A 20,938-nucleotide genomic window follows, 5' to 3' on the forward strand; every position below is an offset into this window, starting at 1 on the left:
TTGTTTTTTTCCTTTTCCCCGCGGGCCCGGTTTTTATTTGTGGTCGCGCCGCGGCTTATGCGGTCTAATTCAACTACGGGGGCGCGGGGGTGGGGGCGCCGTCTTGTCGATTGTCAGATCTTGCCTCCGGCTTCGGGGATGACCTTGGTCAGGCTGCCGGTCGCCGGGAAGAGGGGGATGAGGCAGGCCTGCAGGGCGTGGTAGATGTCGCCCTTGCCGGGGAAGATGGTGTGGGCGGGGACCATGTCTTCCGTCAGTTCCTCGTGCCAGCCACCGTTCTTGTGGTCGATGAAGCGGCGCTCGATCACGTTCCAGATCTTGCGGTAGCTCTCTTCGTGGTAGTCGCTCGGCAGGTGTTCGTTGAGGTAGTGGGCGGCAGCCGCACCCTCGCAAGCCGGCCACCACATCTTCTGGCGCTTGTCCGGGCGGTCTTCCCAGTCGAGCGTGTAGAAGAAGCTGCCCTTTTCGTCGTCCCAGCCGAGCGCCATTGCCTGCGAAAACAGGCCCTTGGCGGCATCCGGCAGCCATTCGAGCTTCTTGCCACCGAGCGCCCAGAGCTGCAGCAGCAGGCGCGCCCACTCCAGCGAGTGGCCGGGCGTGGTGCCCGCGGGGCGGAACATCTCGTTCGGGTGATAGTAGTTCTTGTCGAGCGTCCAGTTCGTGTCGAAGTGCTCGGCGACACGCCAGTCGACGGAGCCGGCGGCGCGGCGGATGACGAGGTCGGCGATGCTTTCGGCCTTGGTGAGGTAGTCGCGGTTGCCGGTTGCCTCGAAGGCGGCCATCAGGGCTTCGGTCAGGTGCATGTTGGAGTTCTGGCCGCGATAGGTGCCGCCGTCGAGCGGCTGCCAGTCGGCGGTGAATTCCTCGGCTATGGCGCCATGCTTCTCTTCCCAGAAGCGGGTGTTCAGCACCTCGGTGATATCGGCCAACATGCCGTCCGCGAGCGGATGGCCGATGGTCTTGGCGGAGGAGGCGGCGAGCAGCACGAAGGCGTGGCCGTAGCCCTGCTTGTTGGTGTCGACGGGCCCCTCATTGTTCAGCGACCAGAAATAGCCGCCGTTCTTCTGGTCCCGGTGGTGGTTCCAGATGTACTGCATGCCGTGATCGACGACATCGGATGCGCCGGGGCGACCGAGCAGGGTGCCGATCGAGAAGCAATGCACGGCGCGGGCGGCGATGTGGATGCCGCGCACCTGGCCCTCGGCGTCGAGCGGCTTGCCGGTGTCGTCGAGATCGTAGAACCCACCCTTGGGATTGATGGAATCATGTTGGAAGAAATCGAACAGGCCGTTCGCCTGGGCGACGAGCCAGTCGCGGTGGTAGGTGCGCGTCGTCCAGTTGCCGAGCGCGGCGTCGCCGATTGCAGGTGCCATGATACTCCTCCGATTTCATACACAATGCTTTGAAATTGCCTATATAGGGGGCGTTCGAGTCTGTCATCCTCCGTGCGCCGGCAATGGCGAAATTGTCGCTGATATATTGACATAAAGATATCTTTATGTGATTTGGGCGACTTGTCTTTATAATGACGTCAAGGAGTCCGCCCGTGTTCAACAATCTGTTTGGCCCCGAAGGGGAAAAGCGCGACGGCAGTGAAGTGTTTGCAGCGCTCAGGAAAGCCGCCAGCGAACGCATTCTCGTCCTTGACGGCGCCATGGGCACGCAGATCCAGGGGCTGGGTTTCGACGAGGATCATTTCCGCGGTGATCGCTTCATCGGCTGCGCCTGCCACCAGAAGGGCAACAACGACCTTCTCATCCTCTCGCAGCCGGATGCGATCGAGGAAATCCACTACAAATACGCCAAGGCCGGCGCCGATATTCTCGAGACCAACACCTTCTCCTCCACCCGCATCGCGCAGGCCGACTACGCGATGGAAGGCGAGGTCTATGCGCTGAACAAGGAAGGTGCCGAAGTCGTGCGCCGCGCCTGCATCCGTGCAGAGCGCGAGGATGGCCGCCGCCGTTTCGTGGCCGGCGCCATCGGTCCGACCAACCGTACGGCCTCGATCTCGCCTGACGTCAACAATCCGGGCTTCCGCGCCGTCACTTTCGACGACCTGCGCATCGCCTATGCCGAGCAGATCGACGGCCTGATCGATGGCGGTGCAGACATCATCCTGATCGAGACCATCTTCGACACGCTGAACGCCAAGGCTGCGATCTTTGCCTGCGAGGAGCGCTTCGAGGCCAAGGGCATCCGTCTCCCTGTGATGATCTCGGGCACGATCACCGACCTGTCCGGCCGCACGCTGTCGGGCCAGACGCCGTCGGCCTTCTGGAACTCGGTGCGCCACGCCAATCCGTTCACGATCGGGCTGAACTGCGCGCTCGGCGCCAACGCCATGCGTCCGCACCTGCAGGAGCTGTCGGGTGTTGCCGATACCTTCATCTGCGCCTATCCGAATGCCGGCCTTCCCAACGAGTTCGGCCAGTATGACGAGACGCCTGAGCTGATGGCAGCACAGATCGACGAGTTCGCCCGCGAAGGCCTCGTCAACATCGTCGGCGGCTGCTGCGGCTCGACGCCGGAGCATATCAAGGCAATCGCCGAGGTTGTCGCCAAGTACAAGCCGCGCCCGATCCCCGAGCACCGCCCCTTTATGTCGCTGTCGGGCCTCGAGCCCTTCGAGCTCACCAAGGACATCCCCTTCGTCAACGTCGGCGAGCGCACCAACGTCACCGGTTCGGCACGCTTCCGCAAGCTGATCACCAATGCCGATTACACGGCAGCGCTCGATGTCGCGCGCGACCAGGTGGAAAACGGTGCGCAGATCATCGACATCAACATGGACGAAGGCCTGATCGATTCCGAAAAGGCGATGGTCGAGTTCCTGAACCTGATCGCCGCCGAGCCGGATATCGCCCGCGTGCCCGTCATGATCGACTCGTCGAAGTTCTCGATCATCGAATCCGGCCTGAAGCGCGTTCAGGGCAAGCCGATCGTCAACTCGATCTCGCTGAAGGAAGGCGAAGAGAACTTCCTCGCGCAGGCGCGGCTGCTGCATGCCTATGGCGCGGCTGTCGTCGTCATGGCCTTCGACGAGACCGGCCAGGCGGATACCTATGACCGCAAGGTCGAGATCTGCACGCGCGCCTACAAGCTCCTGACCGAAAAGGCCGGCTTCCCGCCTGAAGATATCATCTTCGACCCGAACGTCTTCGCGGTTGCGACCGGCATCGAAGAGCACAACAATTACGGCGTCGACTTCATCGAGGCGACGCGCACGATCCGCAAGACTATGCCGCTGGTGCATATTTCGGGCGGCGTTTCGAACCTCTCCTTCTCGTTCCGCGGCAACGAGCCGGTGCGCGAGGCGATGCACGCCGTGTTCCTCTACCACGCCATCCAGGCGGGCATGGACATGGGCATCGTCAATGCCGGCCAGCTGGCGGTCTATGACCAGATCGACGCGGAGCTGCGTGAGGCCTGCGAGGACGTGGTGCTGAACCGCCGCAGCGACGCGACCGAGCGCCTGCTCGAAGTGGCCGAGAAGTTCCGTGGCGGGGCTGCCCGCGAGGGACGCGTGCAGGATCTCTCCTGGCGCGAATGGTCGGTCGAGAAGCGGCTTGAACACGCTTTGGTCAACGGCATCACCGAATATATCGATGCCGATACCGAAGAGGCACGCCTTGCCGCGGCCCGTCCGCTTCACGTCATCGAAGGCCCGCTGATGGCCGGCATGAACGTCGTCGGCGATCTCTTCGGTTCGGGCAAGATGTTCCTGCCGCAGGTCGTCAAGTCGGCGCGCGTGATGAAGCAGGCCGTGGCCGTGCTCCTTCCCTACATGGAAGAGGAGAAGCGGCTGAACGGCGGCGACGACCGCAAGTCGGCCGGCAAAATCCTGATGGCGACGGTCAAGGGCGACGTCCACGATATCGGCAAGAACATCGTCGGCGTCGTGCTCGCGTGTAACAATTACGAGATCATCGACCTCGGCGTCATGGTGCCGGCGACGAAGATCCTGGAGACGGCGGTGGCCGAGAAGGTCGATGTCATCGGGCTCTCAGGTCTGATCACGCCGTCGCTCGACGAGATGGTGCATGTGGCGGCCGAAATGGAGCGCCAGGGTCTGGACCTGCCGCTCCTGATTGGCGGCGCCACGACCAGTCGTGTCCACACGGCGGTGAAGATCCATCCTGGCTATAGCAAGGGCCAGACGGTCTACGTCACCGATGCCAGCCGCGCGGTCGGCGTGGTCTCGTCGCTGTTGTCGCCGGAGAACCGTGATGGCTACATCACCGATATCCGCGCCGAATACGCGAAAGTCGCCGCGGCTCACGCCCGCAGCGAGGCCGAGAAGGTGCGCCTGCCGTTGTCTCGTGCTCGCGAGAACGCGCAGAAGGTCGATTGGGCTGCTTACGCGCCCGCCAAGCCGAGTTTCCTGGGCACCAAGGTGTTCGAGGATTACGATCTGGCGACGCTGGCCGAATACATCGACTGGACGCCGTTCTTCCAAACCTGGGAGCTGAAGGGCCGCTATCCTGCCATTCTTGAGGATGAGAAGCAGGGCGAGGCGGCACGCGCGCTCTGGGCGGATGCGCAGGGGATGCTGAAGAAGATCATCGACGAGAAGTGGTTCCGTCCGCGCGCCGTCATCGGCTTCTGGCCGGCCGGCACCGTCGGCGACGATATCCGACTGTTCAAGGATGACAGCCGCAAGGAAGACCTCGCGACCTTCTACACGCTGCGCCAGCAGCTTTCGAAGCGCGACGGGCGGCCGAACGTGGCGCTGTCGGACTTCGTGGCGCCTGTCGACAGCGGCGTCCAGGATTATGTCGGCGGCTTCGTCGTTACCGCCGGTATCGAGGAAGTGGCGATCGCCGAGCGTTTCGAACGCGCCAACGACGATTATTCGTCGATCCTCGTCAAGGCACTGGCCGACCGTTTCGCGGAAGCGTTTGCCGAGCGCATGCACGAAGAGGTGCGTCGCGAGTATTGGGGCTATGCCAAGGGCGAGGCGTTCAGCAAGGAGCAGCTGATCACCGAGGAATATGCCGGTATCCGCCCGGCGCCCGGCTACCCGGCGCAGCCCGATCATACCGAGAAGAAAACGCTGTTCGCGCTTCTCGATGCCGAGAATGCCGCCGGCGTGAAGCTCACCGAGAGCTACGCCATGTGGCCGGGCTCGTCCGTGTCGGGCATCTATATCGGCCATCCCGACGCCTATTACTTCGGCGTCGCCAAGGTGGAGCGGGATCAGGTCGAGGATTATGCCGGCCGCAAGGGTATGGAGATCTCCGAGGTCGAGCGCTGGCTCGGGCCGGTGCTCAACTACGTGCCGTCGAAGCCACGCGAAGACGTGGAAGACGCGGCCTGATCGGGCGCGTCTTCAGGCACTGATTCAATTGCTGGAGAAAATGATTCAGGATCATCGGCCAAGGGCCTGATCCTGAATCGGAAATCGCTGTTTCGTCCGTCCGGCGTCAGGCTGTGAGTTCGACCAGGATTGCGGTCGTGTCGTCGCTCTGCTTGAAGCGCGGATAGCGCAGTCCTTCAGGATCGGTCTCGCGCTCGAAGCGGCGAAGTTCCTCGATCATCGGGGCGAGGCCCTTGTCGAGTGCCGCGCGCACCAGGCTTGCGGCGTCATAGGCTTCATAGAGCACGACCAGATCGGCGAAGCCGTCGCTGCAGATGATGGCGTGGGCTTTGCCTTTGATCTTCAATTCTTCCGAAACGAGATGATCGGCCGATTCCGGCACGAGGCCCAAGGTCCAGATGCCGCCTGCGGTGTTCTGGCTTTCACGGTGGCGGCGCAGAGCCGCCAGCGTCTCCACATTGCCGAGCGCGCCGCCATCCCTGGTGATGCCGCCGGTGCGGGCGATATGGCTTTGCGCGTGGGCCTGCTCCCTAGCATAGGCGTCGGGAAGGGCCATGTGGAAGCTCACCGATCCATCTTCCTGCAAGAGGAAGACGCAGGAATCGCCGAGGCCGTAGAAGGTCAGGCGATCGTCGGTGGCGTGGATCATCGAGAAGGCGGAGAGCGGCCAGGCGTAGCGCGGCACATCGGGGTTGGTGCCGAGGAATGCGGCCCTGGCCTCCTGCGAGACGGCGCGCGCGACATCGGAGACCGGTGTCTCACGCGTGATCTGTTGCCCGAAGCCATCCGCGAAGCGTGCCGCGACCCAGGCGGCGTCGCTGCCGGATGCATCCATGTATTGGCGGTCGCCAAGGCCGGTCGCGCCATCGATCACGAAGGCGCAGGCCTCGTTATATCCGAAGCGGTCGTCGTTCGGCTTGGCCGGGTTGCCCGGTACGGAGAGCGCGTCGAGGATCTTGATCTGAGGTGCCGGCATCGTTCTTCAGTTCCTCGTCATGGGAGCCAATGGAAGGCCGAGCAGGTCGGCCGTCGCGGATGTGGTGACGTCTCGGTCAGCCGAGAACCGGGCGCATGAAGCTGCGCTCATAGCTGATGATGCTGCGGTTGCGCTTGTCCAGATCGAAGGCCGCCTGGCACTCAGGATCGACGGCCATGCGGGTGCGGTAGTCTTCGTATGCCGCGAGGCTCGGAAAGGAGAACAAGGCGACCGCGATGTTGTTGGCACCTTCGGAGGGCAGGAAATAGCCGTGATGGTTGCCGCCCATGCGGTTGACGATGGGGATCCAGAGCCTGGCGTATTCCTCGAATTCGGCGAGCTTGTAGGGGTCGATGACATAACGCAGATGGCAGGTAATCATTGAAATATCTCTCGTTGATCGGGTCGGCTAAAATGCCTGCCGGCCCGCTATTGGCTTATTGTGCTGTCCTCAGGCGCCGGCTGCAAGCCGCTGGTTGAGTTCCTCGATGCCGACATCGGCCTCCACCGTATCGCCCTTGACGAGCAGGTAGACGCCGAGCGCGAAGGCGAGGGCTGCGATGAACAGCAGGTAATAGGCGTGGGCCATGGGGTTCAGCGGCAGCAACGAGGCGACCGCCAGCGGCGTCAGGCCGCCGAAGATGGCGTAGGAGACGTTGTAGGAGAAGGAGAGGCCGGTGAAGCGGACGCGGGCCGGGAAGGCGCGGACCATTACGTAGGGCACGGCGCCGACGAGGCCGACCGAGAGGCCCATGATCGCATAGAGCACGAAGAGCACGGTCAGCGATGTCGCGGCGTAAGTGTAGAAGGCGAAGGTGGCCGCGCCGAAGAAGATGCTGGCGACGATGAAGAAGCGGCCGGAGCCGACGCGATCGACAATCGCGCCCGCGGCCGCCGTGCCGAAGATCAGGAACAGCGTGCCGAAGCTGGTCGCGGCCAGCGATTGCTGCGCGGTGTAGCCGTAGAGCTTCTGCAGGAAGGTCGCGGTCATCAGCGTGGTGACGACGATGCCGGCGGAAAGAATCCAGGTAAGTAGCATCGAGATAATGACGCCGCGCGGATAGTCGCGCAGCACGGCCTTCAGCGGCAATTCGCGCATTAGCGACCGGCTCTGCTTCATCTCCGAGAAGATCGGCGTCTCCTGCAGCCAGCGGCGGAGATAGACGGCGACGAGGCCGAAGATGCCGCCGAGGAAGAAGGGGATGCGCCAGGCGTAAGCCGCGACATCTTCAGGCATGAAGGCGGAGTTGATGATGGTGGCGATGAAGGAGCCGAGCAGGATACCGAGCGTCAGGCCCGAGCAGAGGAAGCCGCAGGCAAAGCCGACGCGACGGAAGGGAACGTGTTCGGCGACGAAAGTCCAGGCGCCGGGCACCTCGCCACCGATCGCCGCACCCTGCAGGACGCGCATCAGGATCAGCAGGATCGGTGCCGCGATGCCGATCGTGGCATAGGTCGGCATGGCGGCCATGCCGAGCGTCGACAGCGCCATCAGCATGATGGAGAAGGCAAAGACACGCTTGCGGCCGAACATGTCGCCGAAATGGGCGAGCACGATGCCGCCGATCGGGCGCACCAGATAGCCGGCGGCGAAGATGCCGAAGGTCTGGATCGTCACCAGCCAGTCAGGCATGTCCGGCGGGAAGAACAGGTGGCCGATCACGCTGGCGAAGAAGACGAAGATGATGAAATCGTAGAACTCCAGCGCGCCGCCAAGGGCGGAGAGGCCGAGCGTCTTGAAATCCTGGGCGGTGAGGCGGCGAGGGGCGGCTGCGGGCGTCGTGGTGGGGGACATGATGCGGGCTTCTTGCGGTATGACTTCGGTTGTGCCGTCGTCGCGCAATGGGGTGGGGATTTCAAGCGTTTTCTGGTGTTTTCGCGTCATGTTGCGGTGTCGGCGCGTCCGCTGTGGCAAAGCCGCAAACGGAAAAGGCGCCGCCATGGGCGACGCCTTTAAAATCGGAAAGTCCGGTGATCAATCCCGGATAACCAGCAGATCCGCCGCCATGAAGCGCAGGGTCACCGTTTCGCCGGTGGCCGGCGGCTTGACGCCGGGGCTGTTGAACATGTCGAAGGAGATGACGTTGCCGCCGACGTTCATGCGGGTGCGGATGACGGAGCCGAGGAAGTGGGCGGAGACGACTTCGCCGGTGAGCTTGGTGTCGCTCGGTGTGCTTTCGGCGAGCGATCCCGCCTCCGGGCGCAGCGCCAGCGATACGGTGTCGCCGGCCTTGTAGGTGGAGATGTTTTCGCGGAGCGTCACGCCCTGGTCGCCGATCTGGATGCGGTTGACCGAGGGGTCTACGACCTTGGCCTCGATGATGTTCAACGTGCCGACGAAGGATGCGACGAAGCGCGTGGCCGGCGTGTTGTAGATCTCGAAGGGGGTGCCGATCTGGTCGGCGCGGCCGCCGTTCATGACGACGATGCGGTCGGAGATCGACAGCGCCTCCTCCTGGTCGTGGGTCACGAAGATCGTGGTGATGCCCAGCGACTGCTGGATCTGGCGGATTTCCTCGCGCAGCGAGACGCGGATCTTGGCGTCGAGGGCCGACAGCGGCTCGTCGAGCAGCAACACCTGCGGCTTGGCGGCAAGGGCGCGGGCGAGCGCCACGCGCTGCTGCTGGCCGCCCGACATCTGGTAGGGGTAGCGGTCGGCGAGGTGGCCGAGATGGATCAGCGCCAGCATTTCCTTGACGCGAGCGTCGATCTCGGGCTTCGGCTTGCCGGCGATCTTCAGGCCGAAGGCGACGTTGTCATGCACCGTCATGTTCGGGAACAGCGCGTAGGCCTGGAAGACCATGCCGATGTTGCGCTGGTTCGGCTTCAGCGGCGCGATGTCCTTGCCGGCGATGCTGAGATTGCCGCCGGTCGGGTTTTCGAAGCCGGCGATCATGCGCAGGACCGTGGTCTTGCCGCAACCCGACGGGCCCAGGAAGGAGACGAATTCTCCCTTCTCGATGTTCATGTTGAAGTTCTTGACGACCTGAACCTGGCCGAAGGATTTCTGAATGTTGGTCAGCGAGAGAAAAGACATGTCGAAATACCTTAAGCCTTGGCCGGGCGGGATCTGCCGATGCGCGAGACGAGATTGAGCAGGCCCATGCTGAGCCAGGTGATGGAGAATGCGATCACGGCGAGCGCCGAGGGCTCATAGGCCCTGTTGGCGCCGACCAGCTGCAGGTAGGGGCCGAAGGCCGGACGGCTCAGCAGTGCCGCGAAGGTGAATTCGCCCATGACGATCGCCAGCGTGATGAATGCGCCGGAAAGGATGCCGCTCATCACGTTCGGGAAGATGCACTTGAACATGATCGTCCACCAGCTGGCGCCGAGGCTCTGGGCGGCTTCGGTCAGCGTTCTGACATCGATGGCGCGCATGGCGGTGTCGACGGAGCGGTACATGTAGGGCAGCGACAGCGTGATGTATGAGAAGACGAGCAGGATGTTGGTGCCTGTCGTCGAGCCGGTCATCGGCAGGTAGGAGGATGAATTATACATCCTCAAATAGCCGAAGACGATGACGATAGCCGGGATGACCAGCGGCAGCAGGGTGATGAACTCCACCACCTGGCGCATCTGCGGCATGCGCAGGCGCACCCAGTAGGCCGTCGGCACGATCAGCAGCATGCCGAAGACGATGGTCAAAAGCGCCATCATCATCGAATAGCCGAAGGTCGCGCGGAAGCGCTCGTCGGAGAAGACCGAGAGGTAGGCGTCGAAACTGTAGGCATCGCGGCGCATGCGCAGCGAGAACTCGATGGTTCCGAGCAGAGGCACGATGAAATAGGTCGCGCCGATGGCGATGGCGATCCAGGCGCCGAGTTTTTGAGCCTTCATTTCTGCCACCGTTCAGCGCGCATGCGCAGCATGAGATAGAGGATGTTGGACACGCCGGTGATGACGATCATGCCGAGCGCGATCGCATAGCCGAGGTTCGCATTGTGAAGGACGTCGCCGCGGATCTGCGCATAGAGCAGGATGGGGACGATGTTGAGCGAAGAGCCCGTCAGCGCATAGGCCGTCGCGATCGCGCCGAAGGCGTTTGCGAAGAGCAGCAGCGTGGTGCCGAGAAGGCTCGGCCAGAGGATCGGAAGGGCGACCTTGGTCCAATATTGCAGATTGCTGGCGCCGAGGATTTCGGCCGCTTCACGCCATTCTTTCTTCATGCCATCCAGCGCCGGCGTCAGGATCAGCACCATCAGCGGGATCTGGAAGTACATGTAGGTGATGGTGAGGCCGAAGAAGGAGAGCAGGTTGAAGCCGGTGCCGTAGAGGTTGAAGCCGAACCAGTCCCTCAGGAAAACCGTCACCAGGCCGGTGCGGCCAAGGGTTGCCAGGAATGAGAAGGCGAGCGGGATGCCCGCGAAGTTCGAGGCGACGCCGGAGAAGGTCAACAGCGTCGAGCGCACCGAAGTGGGCAGGCCGCCGAGCACGACGGCCCAGGCGAGGAAGAAGCCGATCAGCGCGCCGCCGAGTGCCGAGGCGACCGAGACGCGGATACTGATCCAGTAGGCGCTGAGGATCGACGGGGTGAAGAGATCCCCGATGTTCTTCAGCGTGAAATTACCCTCGGGGGTCAAAAAGGCGCCGACCACAAGGTAGAGTGTGGGAATAATAAGAAAAAGCAGGGCAAAAATAATGAAGGGTGTAATGCCGAGCCAGTCGATCACGCGGTCCTTGGTGATCAGCGGGGCCGTGCTCACCACGGGCGTCGTCGAAACAGTGCTCATTGAAAAAGCTCTTCTTGCGGCGTCGGAGGGGCAAAAGCCTCCCCGCGATAAGACGGGGAGGCCGGTTTCATATTGTATTACTGGACGTTGGCGCCGACGACGCTATCCCACTTGCCGGTGATAGCGGTCTTGCCGGCTTCCTGCTCTTCGAGCGTCGGGAAGACAGCCTTTTCATAGGCAGCAGCCGGCGGCAGCTTGTCGAGAAGGTCCTGCGGGATCTTCTTGTTCTTGGCCAGATCGTTGAAGCGGATCGGGTGGCAATAGCCCTTCAGGTAGCCGAGCTGACCTTCGTCCGAATAGAGGTATTCCATCCAGAGCTTGGCAGCGTTCGGGTGCGGAGCGAAAGCGGAGATCGCCTGGACGTAAACGCCGGCGTTGACGCCCGATGCCGGAACGACGACTTCAACCGGCGGGTTGCCCTTCAGCGTATCGCGCCAGGACAGGCCGTTGTAGTCCCATGCGATGACGATCGGGGTCGAGCCCTGTGCCAGCGAAGCGGACTTGCCGATGACAGGAACGAGGTTGCCTGCCTTGTTGAGTTCGCCGAAGAAGGCGAGACCGGCTTCACCAGCCTTGGTCGCGTCCTTTTCACCAGCAGCGATGCCGGCAGCGTAAACAGCCTGAACGGCCTGGTTGGACGCGCGCGGGTCACCGGCGAGAGCAACGCTGTTGGCGTAGTCCGACTTCTTCAGGTCAGCCCAGTCCTTCGGCACTTCCTTGACGATGTCGGTGTTCACGACGAAGGAGAGAACGCCGTAGTAATCGCCGTACCAGAAGCCGTCGGCATCCTTGGCGCTGTCAGGGATCGAATCCCAGGTCGAAACCTTGTAAGCCTGGATCAGGCCGTCAGCCTTTGCGGTCGGGCCGAAGGAGAGGCCGACGTCGATGACGTCAGGAGCCTGCGGGCCGGTGTTGCCCTTGTTGGCCTTGATGGCTTCGATTTCGTCGCCCGAACCAGCGTCCGGGTTCAGTTCGTTCACTTCCAGACCATACTTCGCCTTGAAGCCGGCAATGACGTCGCCATAGCCGCACCAGTCGTGCGGGAGAGCGATCGTGGTCAGCGTGCCTTCCTTCTTGGCGGCGGCGATGAGTTCAGCGCTTGGCTCTGCGGCAGCAATTGCGGTTGAAGCCACAACAATTGCTGTAGAGAGCGAGAGCAGTCGAGAAAGATTAGAGATCACTGTTGTTCTCCTTCGGGTTTCAGTGTCCGACGATGCTGTTACTGACGTTACGTGAAGCTTGTGTGACAGTTGGATGACGCTATTTTTTCTTTGTATCGCGGGCGTTTGGCAAGGATGTTTCGATTGCGACACGTCCTTGTTTGCTGCCCGTTACATCTTCGCTGTCGTAATTGTCCCTCCTAACCAAGTTTGCGGAAGAGCCGCGTCTGTTCGAAAAGGCCTTCCAGCGTTTTCATGCGCTCCTTCGTCTCGTCCCATGTCGAGTTCTGAACCGCTTCGATCAGCGCCTCGACGATGAAAAGAGTGACGACGGAGCTGTCCCATGCCGACGGCGCCTCGATCTGCACGCGAAACGTATGGCGTGCCAGTTTGGCGGCGGGAGAGGCCCACTGGTCGGTGAAGATGATGATCTCGGCGCCGCTGTTCTTGGCGGCGGTGGCGAGGCTGACAAGCTCCTGCTCGTAGCGCCTGATATCGAAGATGATCAGCAGGTCGCCTGGGTTCATGTTCAGGACATATTGCGGCCAGCTGCTGGAATTGGCCGACAGGAGCGCCGTATTCGGGCGAATGACCTGCATATGCGTGAAGAAATATTCGGCCAGCGCGCCGGTGATGCGGCCGCCGACGAAATAGAGGTTGCGCTTGCGGTCCGACAGAAGGGTCGCGACGCTATCGAAGGTCGCGGTATCGAGACCGGTCAGCGTCTGGCGCAGATTGTCGATGATGGCGTCGGCGAAACGGTTGAGGATGTGAGTTCCTGGCGCGTTGGACGCCCAGCGGTCATGCTTGGCGATCGGATTGGAGATCGTCGCCTCGACCTCCTGGTGCAGATGCGCCTGGAAATCCGGATAGCCCTTGAAACCGAGTTTCTGGACCATGCGCACGACCGTCGGGGTCGATACGCCGGCGTTTTCGGCAATCGTCGTGATGCTCCCCAGTCCCGAGACAGGGTAGTTGTCCAACAGACTTTCAGCCAACTGCTTTTCGGCGCGCGTGAGCACGCCAAAATGCGAGTGGATTACGTCCGAAACTGTCTTCGACGCAACGGTCACGCGATCTTGCTCCCCGGGATTGGTCTTGTGCCACTTTCCCACTCAAAGTTAACAACGCTGTCACAATCCATGTCAACCACTGTCATGAAAAGATTTTTTCAGTGTGCGCTTGACACTTATGGAAAGCTGAAGAATTCTTTTCTTATAAGTATTTTATTAACAGTTGTGGTGGAGCGACTGTGGTGCTTGCTCGGTTGGAAGTGCTTGGCAAAGGGGAAGGGGAGTGCGTCGCGGTCGAAAGGCCAGACGGCACCAGCCCGGTGCTTATCATCTGTGAACATGCATCGCGGGTTCTGCCTGCCAGCTTCGGGACGCTTGGTCTTTCCGAGGAGGCGCTCAACAGTCACATTGCCTGGGATCCCGGCGCTCTTGCGGTTGCCAGGGGCATGTCCGAGGCGCTCGATGCCACGCTGGTTCACCAGCGGTTTTCACGCCTGATCTACGATTGCAACAGGCCGCCGGAATCGGCCGGCGCGATGCCTGAGAAAAGCGAGGTCTATGACATCCCGGGAAATGCAGGCCTGAGTGCGGAGGAAAAGACGGCTCGCACCGAGGCTCTCTACATCCCGTTTCATGACGCCATTCGCGCACTCATTCGTGATCGCAAGGCGCGGGGACAAGAGACCGTTATCGTCACCGTCCACAGCTTTACGCCTGTCTTCCACGGAAAGACGCGCGCGGTCGAGGTGGGTGTCCTGCATGATGACGACAGCAGGCTGGCGGATGCGATGCTTGCCGCTGCGGGTCGGACGACGCACTATAGAGTTGAGCGCAACGAGCCTTACGGCCCCTCGGATGGCGTGACGCATACGCTGATCCTGCACGGGCTGTCGAACGGATTGCGCAATGTAATGATCGAGGTCCGCAACGACCTCATCGCAGACCCGGCTGGCCAAGGGGTCATGGCCAGCTATCTGACAAGGCTGCTCCAGCAGAGCCTGGACGCCTGACGACGAAAGATAAGACCCCAGGGAGCAGTCTAACTGCGATCCGCCCACAGGCGAATACGTCGCGGGCACTTTGGCACTGGATAATCAGCCGCAATTCCGCGGTTGATGGCTAAACAGGGGGACGTCATGTCCGATTATTCGGAACTCGACAAGAAGCAGGATGTGCACATCCTGCATTCCATGGGCTATGCCCAGGAACTCGAACGGCGCATGAGCTCGTTTTCGAATTTTGCCGTTTCATTCTCGATCATTTGCATTCTTTCCGGTGGTATCAATTCGCTGGCTCAGGCAACGGCCGGTGCGGGCGGTGCTGCGATCGGCATCGGCTGGCCGATCGGCTGCTTCGTTTCGCTGGTGTTCGCCGTTGCCATGGCGCAGATCAGCTCGGCCTATCCGACGGCCGGCGGTCTCTATCACTGGGGTTCGATCCTCGGAAACCGCTTCACCGGCTGGCTGACGGCATGGTTCAACCTGCTCGGCCTCGTCACGGTTCTCGGCGCCATCAACGTCGGCACCTATTACTTCTTCATGGGTTCGTTCGGCACGACCTATTTCGGCCTGACCGACACGACGACGGTCCGCATCCTGTTCCTCGTGATCATCACCGGCGCGCAGGCGCTCGTGAACCACATGGGTATCGGCCTGACCGCGAAGCTCACCGACTTCTCGGGCTATCTGATCTTCGCATCGGCGATCGCGCTGTCGGCCGTGTGCCTGTACTTCGCGCCGTCCTACGAGATTGGCCGCCTGTTCACCTTCGCCAACTATTCCGGTGAAGCGGGCGGCAATGTCTGGCCGGCAACGTCGGGCACCTGGGTGTTCCTGCTCGGCCTTCTGCTGCCGATCTACACGATCACAGGCTATGACGCCTCGGCGCATACGTCGGAAGAAACGGTCAAGGCTGCCCATTCCGTTCCGCGCGGCATGGTTTCTTCCGTGCTGTGGTCGGCGCTGTTCGGCTACATCATGCTTTGCTCGTTCGTGCTGATGCTGCCGAACATGGATGACGCCGCCAAGCAGGGCTGGAACGTGTTCTTCTGGGCGATGGACACGCAGGTCAATGCGACGGTCAAGGATATCCTCTACTTCGCGATCCTCGTGTGCCAGTGGCTGTGCGGCCTTGCGACCGTCACCTCCGTCTCGCGCATGATCTTCGCCTTCTCGCGCGACGGTGGCCTGCCCGCCTCCAAGGCGCTCGCCAAGGTCAGCCCGAAGTACCGCACGCCGGTTTCGGCCATCTGGACCGGATCGATCCTCTCGGTGCTCTTCGTGTGGGGCTCTTCGCTCGTTTCGATCGGTGACACGCCGGTCTACACGATCGTCGTCTCGTGCACGGTCATCTTCCTGTTCTTCTCCTTCGCGATCCCGATCACGCTCGGCCTCTTCGCCTGGGGGACTTCGAAGTGGGACAAGATGGGTCCGTGGAACATCGGCGAGGGCATGTACAAGCTGTTCTCGGTGCTCACCATCCTGGCGATGATCCTGATCTTCGTTCTCGGCGTGCAGCCGCCGAACGGCCCGGCACTCTACGTGACCGTCGGCTTCCTGGTGCTGACCGCGATCGTATGGTTCGGCTTCGAAAGCCGCCGCTTCAAGGGCCCGCCGATCGGCGAGGAAGTTGCGCGCCGCCAGGCCGAGATCGCGGCTGCCGAAAAGGCTGTCGGCGAAGGCTGACATATTCTTCCAAGAAAGCGGGGCCGCGTCCGGCGGCCCTGCATTGCGGTTGACCGACATTAGACTGCGCAGTCCGGCGCGGCATTGCCGCGCGGAGCATGCCGTTTCGTTGGCCCGATTTCAGTTTAAATTTATGGGGAGGTCCATATGAGCATCTATACTCTCGACGATCTGAAGCAGGACGTTGCCGACGGACGCATCGATACCGTGCTGGCATGCCAGGTCGACATGCAGGGGCGGCTTATGGGCAAGCGTTTCCAGGCCGAATACTTCGTCGAAAGCGCCTGGAAGGAAACACACAGCTGCAACTATCTCGTCGCCACCGACATGGAGATGGAGACCGTCTCCGGCTACAAGGCGACCAGCTGGGAAAAGGGCTACGGCGACTACACCATGAAGCCGGATCTCTCGACGCTGAGGCGCATTCCGTGGCTTGAGGGGACAGCCCTTGTGCTCTGCGACCTGCTCGACCACCACACCCACGAGGAAGTGCCGCATTCGCCGCGCGCGATCCTGAAGAAGCAGGTCAAGCGGCTGGAAGACATGGGCATGAAGGCCTTCATGGCCTCGGAGCTCGAGTTCTTCCTGTTCGACCAGACCTACGAATCCGCGCAGGCATCCGGCTATCGCAACCTCAAGCTCGCCAGCGCCTATAACGAGGATTACCACATCTTCCAGACCACCAAGGAGGAAGAGGTGATGCGGGCGATCCGCACCGGGCTGCAGGGCGCCGGCATTCCCGTCGAGAACTCCAAGGGCGAGGCTTCGGCGGGCCAGGAGGAGATCAACGTGCGCTACGCCGATGCGCTCGCCATGGCCGATCGTCACTCGATCATCAAGAACGGCTGCAAGGAAATCGCCTGGTCCAAGGGCAAGGCGATCACCTTCCTCGCCAAGTGGCACTACAATGCCGCCGGCAGCTCCTCGCATATCCACCAGTCGCTGTGGAGCGCCGATGGCAAGACGCCGCTGTTTGCCGACGACAAGGGTAAGTACGGGATGTCCAGCCTGATGGAAAACTACATTGCCGGCCTGCTCGCGCATGCCAGCGAGATCACCTATTTCCTGGCGCCCTACATCAACTCCTACAAGCGCTTCATGGCCGGCACATTCGCGCCGACCAAGGCGATCTGGAGCAAGGACAACCGCACGGCCGGCTATCGCCTCTGCGGTGACGGCACCAAGGCGATCCGCATCGAATGCCGCGTCGGCGGCTCCGACCTCAATCCGTACCTCGCCTTCGCCGCTCTGCTGGCCGCCGGGATCGACGGGATCGAGAACAAGATGGAGCTGGAAGCGCCCTTCGTCGGCGACGCCTATGGCGCGCGCAAGGTCCGCGAAATTCCGCGCACGCTCAGGGCCGCGACCACGGCGATGACAAAGTCCAAGATGCTGCGCAATGCTTTCGGCGAGGACGTCATCGACCACTACACCCGGGCGGCGGAGTGGGAGCAAGAGGAGTATGACCGCAGGATCACGGACTGGGAGGTGGCGCGCGGATTCGAGCGAGCATGAGATAATCGCAACACTCGCTCTGATTGTTGCGTTGGTCGCATTGTGCTAATGTGCTCCGGCGTTTCCAGAGGAGATCGACATGGGTGTGATCGACAGCGCATGGTTCTACGAAAAGCTTTCACAGCGCGACGCTTCGCTTCGAGACATGGCCCGGTTCATGGGGCTTGATCCGAGCGCCGTGTCGCGCATGTTGAGCGGCGAGCGGAAGATGAGCGCCGACGAGCAGGACCAGATCGCGGATTATCTTGGCCTTCCGTTGGAGGAGGTGGCAGCGCATCGACGTGGCGATGCCGCCGGTTTCGCGGAGAAGAAGCAGGCGGGCTATGAGGGCGGCGGCACCGCACCGGTTTTGCCCGACGAGCCGCCCGTCAAGATGTTTACGGAGGACGACGTCATCTACAAGGATGGCAAGCGCTGGATGGAGCTGGAGGATGGAACGCTGATCGAGGTGCACCCGGCCTGGGGATGCATGAAGGGGACGCTGACCATTATGCCGGGGGTTGATCTGACCGCGCCCGCCGATCCGGATTGGGGTAAAGTCTACGACGATGACTGACCGCTTCCTCCTCGATACCTGCACGGTTCTCTGGCTTGTCGAGGGAGCGCCACTCAGCAGAGATGCGAACGTTGCGCTTAGTAGTGGACGTGAAAAGCGTGGTCTGTTTGTTTCGTCTATGTCGGCGTGGGAGATTGGGATTTTGATCAGCAAGGGGCGGCTGCCAACGACGAAGGATGCGATGTCCTGGTTTGAAGACGCTATGGAACTGATCGGAGCGCAGACCGCTGATGTTTCTCTGCAGGCGCTTGTCGCGTCGTCTTTTCTGCCGCAGCCCGTTCACAACGATCCCGCAGACCGCATCCTGATCGCCACGGCGCGGGAGAACGACCTGACCATCATCACGCGCGACCGCGCGATCCTTTCCTATGGCGTCGCGGGGCATGTCCGCACGATGGCCTGTTAATGACTGGAGTTTGGAAATGACTGTAATTCAATGCATATCGCCGATCGACGGATCGGTTTACGCCGAGCGTCCGGCGCTGCCGCTGGAGGCGGCGAAGGAGGTCGTGGCGCGGGCGCGCAAGGCGCAGAAGGCCTGGGCGCGGCGGCCGCTGGAAGATCGCGTCCAGCTGGTGCTGAAGGGTGCTGCGCGGCTGAACGAGATGTCCGACGTCGTCGTGCCCGAGCTTGCCTGGCAGATGGGTCGGCCGATCCGCTATGGCGGCGAGTACAAGGGCTTCAACGAGCGCTCCAACTACGTGGCCTCGATCGCCGCCGATGCGCTGGCGCCGCTGGTCGTGGAAGAAAGCGACAAGTTCGCGCGCCGCATCGAGCGCGAAGCGCATGGCGTCGTCTTCGTCGTGGCGCCGTGGAATTACCCCTACATGACGGCGATCAACACGATCGCGCCGGCTCTGATGGCGGGCAATACGGTTGTGCTGAAGCACGCCTCGCAGACGCTTCTCGTCGGCGAGCGGCTGGTGCAGGCCTTCGTCGAGGCCGGCGTTCCCGAGGATGTCTTCCAGAACGTAGTTCTCGACCACGAGACGACATCGGCGCTGATCGCGGCCGGAAGCTTCAATTTCGTGAACTTCACCGGTTCTGTCGAAGGCGGGCGCTCGATGGAGCGGGCGGCGGCAGGCACGTTTACCGGCCTTGGCCTCGAGCTCGGCGGCAAGGACCCGGGCTACGTCATGGAAGACGCCGATCTCGATGCGGCGGTCGATACGCTGATGGATGGCGCGACGTATAACTCGGGGCAGTGCTGCTGCGGGATCGAGCGCATCTATGTGCATGAATCGCTTTATGACAGCTTCGTCGAGAAGTCGGTCGCATGGGTCTCGAACTACAAGCTCGGCAATCCGCTCGATCCGGAAACGTCGCTCGGCCCGATGGCGAACAAGCGTTTCGCCAAGGTCGTGCGCGAGCAGATCGCCGATGCGGTCGGGAAGGGCGCCAAGGCCCTGGTCGATCCGAAGCTGTTCCCTCAGGATGACGGCGGTGCCTATCTCGCACCGCAGATCCTCGTCAATGTCGATCACTCGATGGCCTTCATGCGCGAGGAGACCTTCGGTCCCGCTGTCGGCATCATGAAGGTGAAGAGCGACGACGAGGCGCTGGCGCTCATGAACGACAGCCAGTACGGCCTGACGGCCTCGCTCTGGACCAAGGATGCCGAGCGGGCAGGGCGGCTTGGTCGCGAGATCGAAACCGGCACCGTGTTCATGAACCGCGCCGATTATCTCGATCCGGCACTGTGCTGGACCGGCGTCAAGGAAACCGGCCGTGGCGGCTCGCTGTCGATCATCGGTTTCCAGAACCTGACGCGTCCGAAATCCTACCATCTGAAGAAAGTGACAGCATGAGCGCGCATATCACAGCCAACTGGAGCTACCCGACTTCATTCAAGCTCGGCCGCGGCCGGATCAAGGAACTGGCGGACGCCGCCAAGAGCCTCGGCATGAAGAGGCCGCTCCTGATCACCGATCGCGGCCTGGCGTCGATGGCGATCACATCAAACGCGCTCGACATTCTCGAAGCGGCCGGGCTTGGCCGGGCGATCTTCGCCGATGTCGATCCGAACCCGAACGAGAAGAACCTTGCGGCCGGCGTCAAGGCGTTCAAGGATGGCGGCCATGACGGCGTCATCGCCTTCGGCGGCGGCTCGGGCCTCGATCTCGGCAAGTGCGTGGCCTTCATGGCCGGCCAGACGCGTCCCGTGTGGGACTTCGAGGATATCGGCGACTGGTGGACGCGCGCTTCGGTCGAAGGCATCGCGCCGATCGTGGCCGTGCCGACGACGGCGGGCACCGGCTCGGAAGTCGGCCGCGCCAGCGTCATCACCAATTCCGAAACGCATGTGAAGAAGATCATCTTCCATCCGAAGTTCCTGCCCGGCGTCGTCATCGCCGATCCGGAACTGACAGTCGGTATGCCGAAGATCATCACCGCCGGCACCGGCATGGATGCCTTCGCGCATTGCCTGGAAGCCTATTCCTCGCCCTTCTACCACCCGATGTCGGCGGGCATCGCGCTTGAAGGCATGCGGCTGGTCAAGGAGTTCCTGCCGCGCGCCTATAAGGAAGGTACGGATCTCGAAGCCCGCGCCAACATGATGTCGGCCGCTGCCATGGGTGCGGTCGCGTTCCAGAAGGGGCTCGGCGCCATCCATGCGCTGTCGCATCCTATCGGCGCCGTCTACAACACGCACCACGGCATGACCAATGCCGTTGTGATGCCGGCCGTGCTGCGCTTCAACCGCGCAGTCATCGAAGACAAGATCGCACGCGCTGCCGCCTATCTCGGCATCTCCGGCGGCTTCGACGGGTTTTACGATTACGTGCTGAAGCTGCGCTCCGAACTCGGCGTGCCCGAGAGCCTTTCGGCGATGGGAATCAAGCCGGATCGAATCGATGAACTCTCGGCGATGGCGATCGAAGACCCGAGCGCTGGCGGAAACCCTGTCGCGATGACGCTCGAGAACACAAAGGCGCTGTTCAAGGACTGCTTCTGATACAAAATGCGGACCTGAGATTTGGCCC

Annotated in this window: 17 protein-coding genes; 8 read left to right on the forward strand and 9 right to left on the reverse strand. The window is 62.0% G+C overall.

Annotation, left to right across the window (positions count from 1 at the left end; all coding sequences use genetic code 11):
- Window positions 1-113: 113 nt before the first annotated feature.
- On the reverse strand, window positions 114-1,373 hold the full coding sequence (locus tag ACCD05_RS23345) for an AGE family epimerase/isomerase (RefSeq protein ID WP_413395662.1): 1,260 nt from the start codon (window positions 1,371-1,373) through the stop codon (window positions 114-116).
- Between the two features lie 173 nt (window positions 1,374-1,546).
- Between ACCD05_RS23345 and metH the strand changes: the two genes are divergently transcribed.
- A complete protein-coding gene (metH, locus tag ACCD05_RS23350; RefSeq protein WP_413395664.1) occupies window positions 1,547-5,320 on the forward strand; it encodes a methionine synthase in 3,774 nt (1,257 codons plus the stop codon).
- Window positions 5,321-5,426: 106 nt separating this feature from the next.
- Here metH and ACCD05_RS23355 read toward each other — a convergent pair whose 3' ends face one another.
- The 8 genes from ACCD05_RS23355 to ACCD05_RS23390 form a co-directional block, all read right to left on the reverse strand.
- The gene (locus ACCD05_RS23355; RefSeq protein ID WP_413395665.1) at window positions 5,427-6,296 is read right to left on the reverse strand and encodes a hypothetical protein; all 870 of its coding nucleotides are present in this window, start codon (window positions 6,294-6,296) and stop codon (window positions 5,427-5,429) included.
- A 76-nt stretch (window positions 6,297-6,372) separates the two neighbouring features.
- Complete coding sequence (locus ACCD05_RS23360) at window positions 6,373-6,678, reverse strand: NIPSNAP family protein (RefSeq protein ID WP_018897517.1); 306 nt, start codon at window positions 6,676-6,678, stop codon at window positions 6,373-6,375.
- 69 nt (window positions 6,679-6,747) lie between these two features.
- Window positions 6,748-8,091 carry an MFS transporter gene (locus tag ACCD05_RS23365; RefSeq protein WP_413395667.1) on the reverse strand — a complete coding sequence of 448 codons (1,344 nt, stop codon included), beginning with the start codon at window positions 8,089-8,091 and terminating at the stop codon, window positions 6,748-6,750.
- A gap of 180 nt (window positions 8,092-8,271) precedes the next feature.
- A complete protein-coding gene (locus ACCD05_RS23370) occupies window positions 8,272-9,333 on the reverse strand; it encodes an ABC transporter ATP-binding protein (RefSeq protein ID WP_209190894.1) in 1,062 nt (353 codons plus the stop codon).
- Window positions 9,334-9,344: 11 nt separating this feature from the next.
- Complete coding sequence (locus tag ACCD05_RS23375; RefSeq protein ID WP_018897520.1) at window positions 9,345-10,133, reverse strand: ABC transporter permease; 789 nt, start codon at window positions 10,131-10,133, stop codon at window positions 9,345-9,347.
- Window positions 10,130-11,026 (reverse strand): ABC transporter permease, encoded by an 897-nt coding sequence (locus ACCD05_RS23380; protein ID WP_111562140.1) that lies wholly within the window; start codon window positions 11,024-11,026, stop codon window positions 10,130-10,132. The genes ACCD05_RS23375 and ACCD05_RS23380 overlap by 4 nt, the downstream gene beginning before the upstream one ends.
- A gap of 77 nt (window positions 11,027-11,103) precedes the next feature.
- Window positions 11,104-12,207 (reverse strand): ABC transporter substrate-binding protein, encoded by a 1,104-nt coding sequence (locus ACCD05_RS23385; protein ID WP_111562139.1) that lies wholly within the window; start codon window positions 12,205-12,207, stop codon window positions 11,104-11,106.
- Between the two features lie 179 nt (window positions 12,208-12,386).
- Window positions 12,387-13,259 carry a MurR/RpiR family transcriptional regulator gene (locus ACCD05_RS23390; RefSeq protein ID WP_047505874.1) on the reverse strand — a complete coding sequence of 291 codons (873 nt, stop codon included), beginning with the start codon at window positions 13,257-13,259 and terminating at the stop codon, window positions 12,387-12,389.
- 179 nt (window positions 13,260-13,438) lie between these two features.
- Between ACCD05_RS23390 and ACCD05_RS23395 the strand changes: the two genes are divergently transcribed.
- The 7 genes from ACCD05_RS23395 (at window position 13,439) to ACCD05_RS23425 (ending at window position 20,910) form a co-directional block, all read left to right on the forward strand.
- Entirely contained in the window at window positions 13,439-14,209 is a 771-nt protein-coding gene (locus tag ACCD05_RS23395; protein ID WP_413395671.1) for an N-formylglutamate amidohydrolase, read from the forward strand.
- A 126-nt stretch (window positions 14,210-14,335) separates the two neighbouring features.
- On the forward strand, window positions 14,336-15,883 hold the full coding sequence (locus tag ACCD05_RS23400) for an amino acid permease (protein ID WP_047505872.1): 1,548 nt from the start codon (window positions 14,336-14,338) through the stop codon (window positions 15,881-15,883).
- Window positions 15,884-16,030: 147 nt separating this feature from the next.
- Window positions 16,031-17,398 (forward strand): glutamine synthetase family protein, encoded by a 1,368-nt coding sequence (locus ACCD05_RS23405; RefSeq protein ID WP_413395673.1) that lies wholly within the window; start codon window positions 16,031-16,033, stop codon window positions 17,396-17,398.
- Between the two features lie 79 nt (window positions 17,399-17,477).
- Entirely contained in the window at window positions 17,478-17,954 is a 477-nt protein-coding gene (locus tag ACCD05_RS23410; protein ID WP_413395675.1) for a helix-turn-helix domain-containing protein, read from the forward strand.
- Window positions 17,947-18,360, forward strand: coding sequence for a type II toxin-antitoxin system VapC family toxin (locus ACCD05_RS23415; protein WP_413395676.1), 414 nt, complete (start codon window positions 17,947-17,949; stop codon window positions 18,358-18,360). The genes ACCD05_RS23410 and ACCD05_RS23415 overlap by 8 nt, the downstream gene beginning before the upstream one ends.
- Window positions 18,361-18,376: 16 nt before the next feature.
- A complete protein-coding gene (locus ACCD05_RS23420) occupies window positions 18,377-19,762 on the forward strand; it encodes an aldehyde dehydrogenase family protein (protein WP_413395678.1) in 1,386 nt (461 codons plus the stop codon).
- Window positions 19,759-20,910 carry an iron-containing alcohol dehydrogenase gene (locus tag ACCD05_RS23425; protein ID WP_413395680.1) on the forward strand — a complete coding sequence of 384 codons (1,152 nt, stop codon included), beginning with the start codon at window positions 19,759-19,761 and terminating at the stop codon, window positions 20,908-20,910. The genes ACCD05_RS23420 and ACCD05_RS23425 overlap by 4 nt, the downstream gene beginning before the upstream one ends.
- Window positions 20,911-20,938 lie beyond the last annotated feature (28 nt).

Origin of the sequence: Rhizobium sp. Rhizsp42, assembly GCF_047304155.1 — a bacterium.
GTDB lineage: Bacteria > Pseudomonadota > Alphaproteobacteria > Rhizobiales > Rhizobiaceae > Rhizobium.

Excerpts from the sequence above, each read along its gene's own strand:
- ACCD05_RS23345 (WP_413395662.1), bottom strand. The coding sequence starts at position 1,373 with ATGGCACCTGCAATCGGCGACGCCGCGCTCGGCAACTGGACGACGCGC.
- ACCD05_RS23355 (WP_413395665.1), bottom strand. The coding sequence starts at position 6,296 with ATGCCGGCACCTCAGATCAAGATCCTCGACGCGCTCTCCGTACCGGGC.
- ACCD05_RS23360 (WP_018897517.1), bottom strand. The coding sequence starts at position 6,678 with ATGATTACCTGCCATCTGCGTTATGTCATCGACCCCTACAAGCTCGCC.
- ACCD05_RS23365 (WP_413395667.1), bottom strand. The coding sequence starts at position 8,091 with ATGTCCCCCACCACGACGCCCGCAGCCGCCCCTCGCCGCCTCACCGCC.
- ACCD05_RS23370 (WP_209190894.1), bottom strand. The coding sequence starts at position 9,333 with ATGTCTTTTCTCTCGCTGACCAACATTCAGAAATCCTTCGGCCAGGTT.
- ACCD05_RS23375 (WP_018897520.1), bottom strand. The coding sequence starts at position 10,133 with ATGAAGGCTCAAAAACTCGGCGCCTGGATCGCCATCGCCATCGGCGCG.
- ACCD05_RS23380 (WP_111562140.1), bottom strand. The coding sequence starts at position 11,026 with ATGAGCACTGTTTCGACGACGCCCGTGGTGAGCACGGCCCCGCTGATC.
- ACCD05_RS23400 (WP_047505872.1), top strand. The coding sequence starts at position 14,336 with ATGTCCGATTATTCGGAACTCGACAAGAAGCAGGATGTGCACATCCTG.
- ACCD05_RS23405 (WP_413395673.1), top strand. The coding sequence starts at position 16,031 with ATGAGCATCTATACTCTCGACGATCTGAAGCAGGACGTTGCCGACGGA.
- ACCD05_RS23410 (WP_413395675.1), top strand. The coding sequence starts at position 17,478 with ATGGGTGTGATCGACAGCGCATGGTTCTACGAAAAGCTTTCACAGCGC.
- ACCD05_RS23415 (WP_413395676.1), top strand. The coding sequence starts at position 17,947 with ATGACTGACCGCTTCCTCCTCGATACCTGCACGGTTCTCTGGCTTGTC.
- ACCD05_RS23420 (WP_413395678.1), top strand. The coding sequence starts at position 18,377 with ATGACTGTAATTCAATGCATATCGCCGATCGACGGATCGGTTTACGCC.
- ACCD05_RS23425 (WP_413395680.1), top strand. The coding sequence starts at position 19,759 with ATGAGCGCGCATATCACAGCCAACTGGAGCTACCCGACTTCATTCAAG.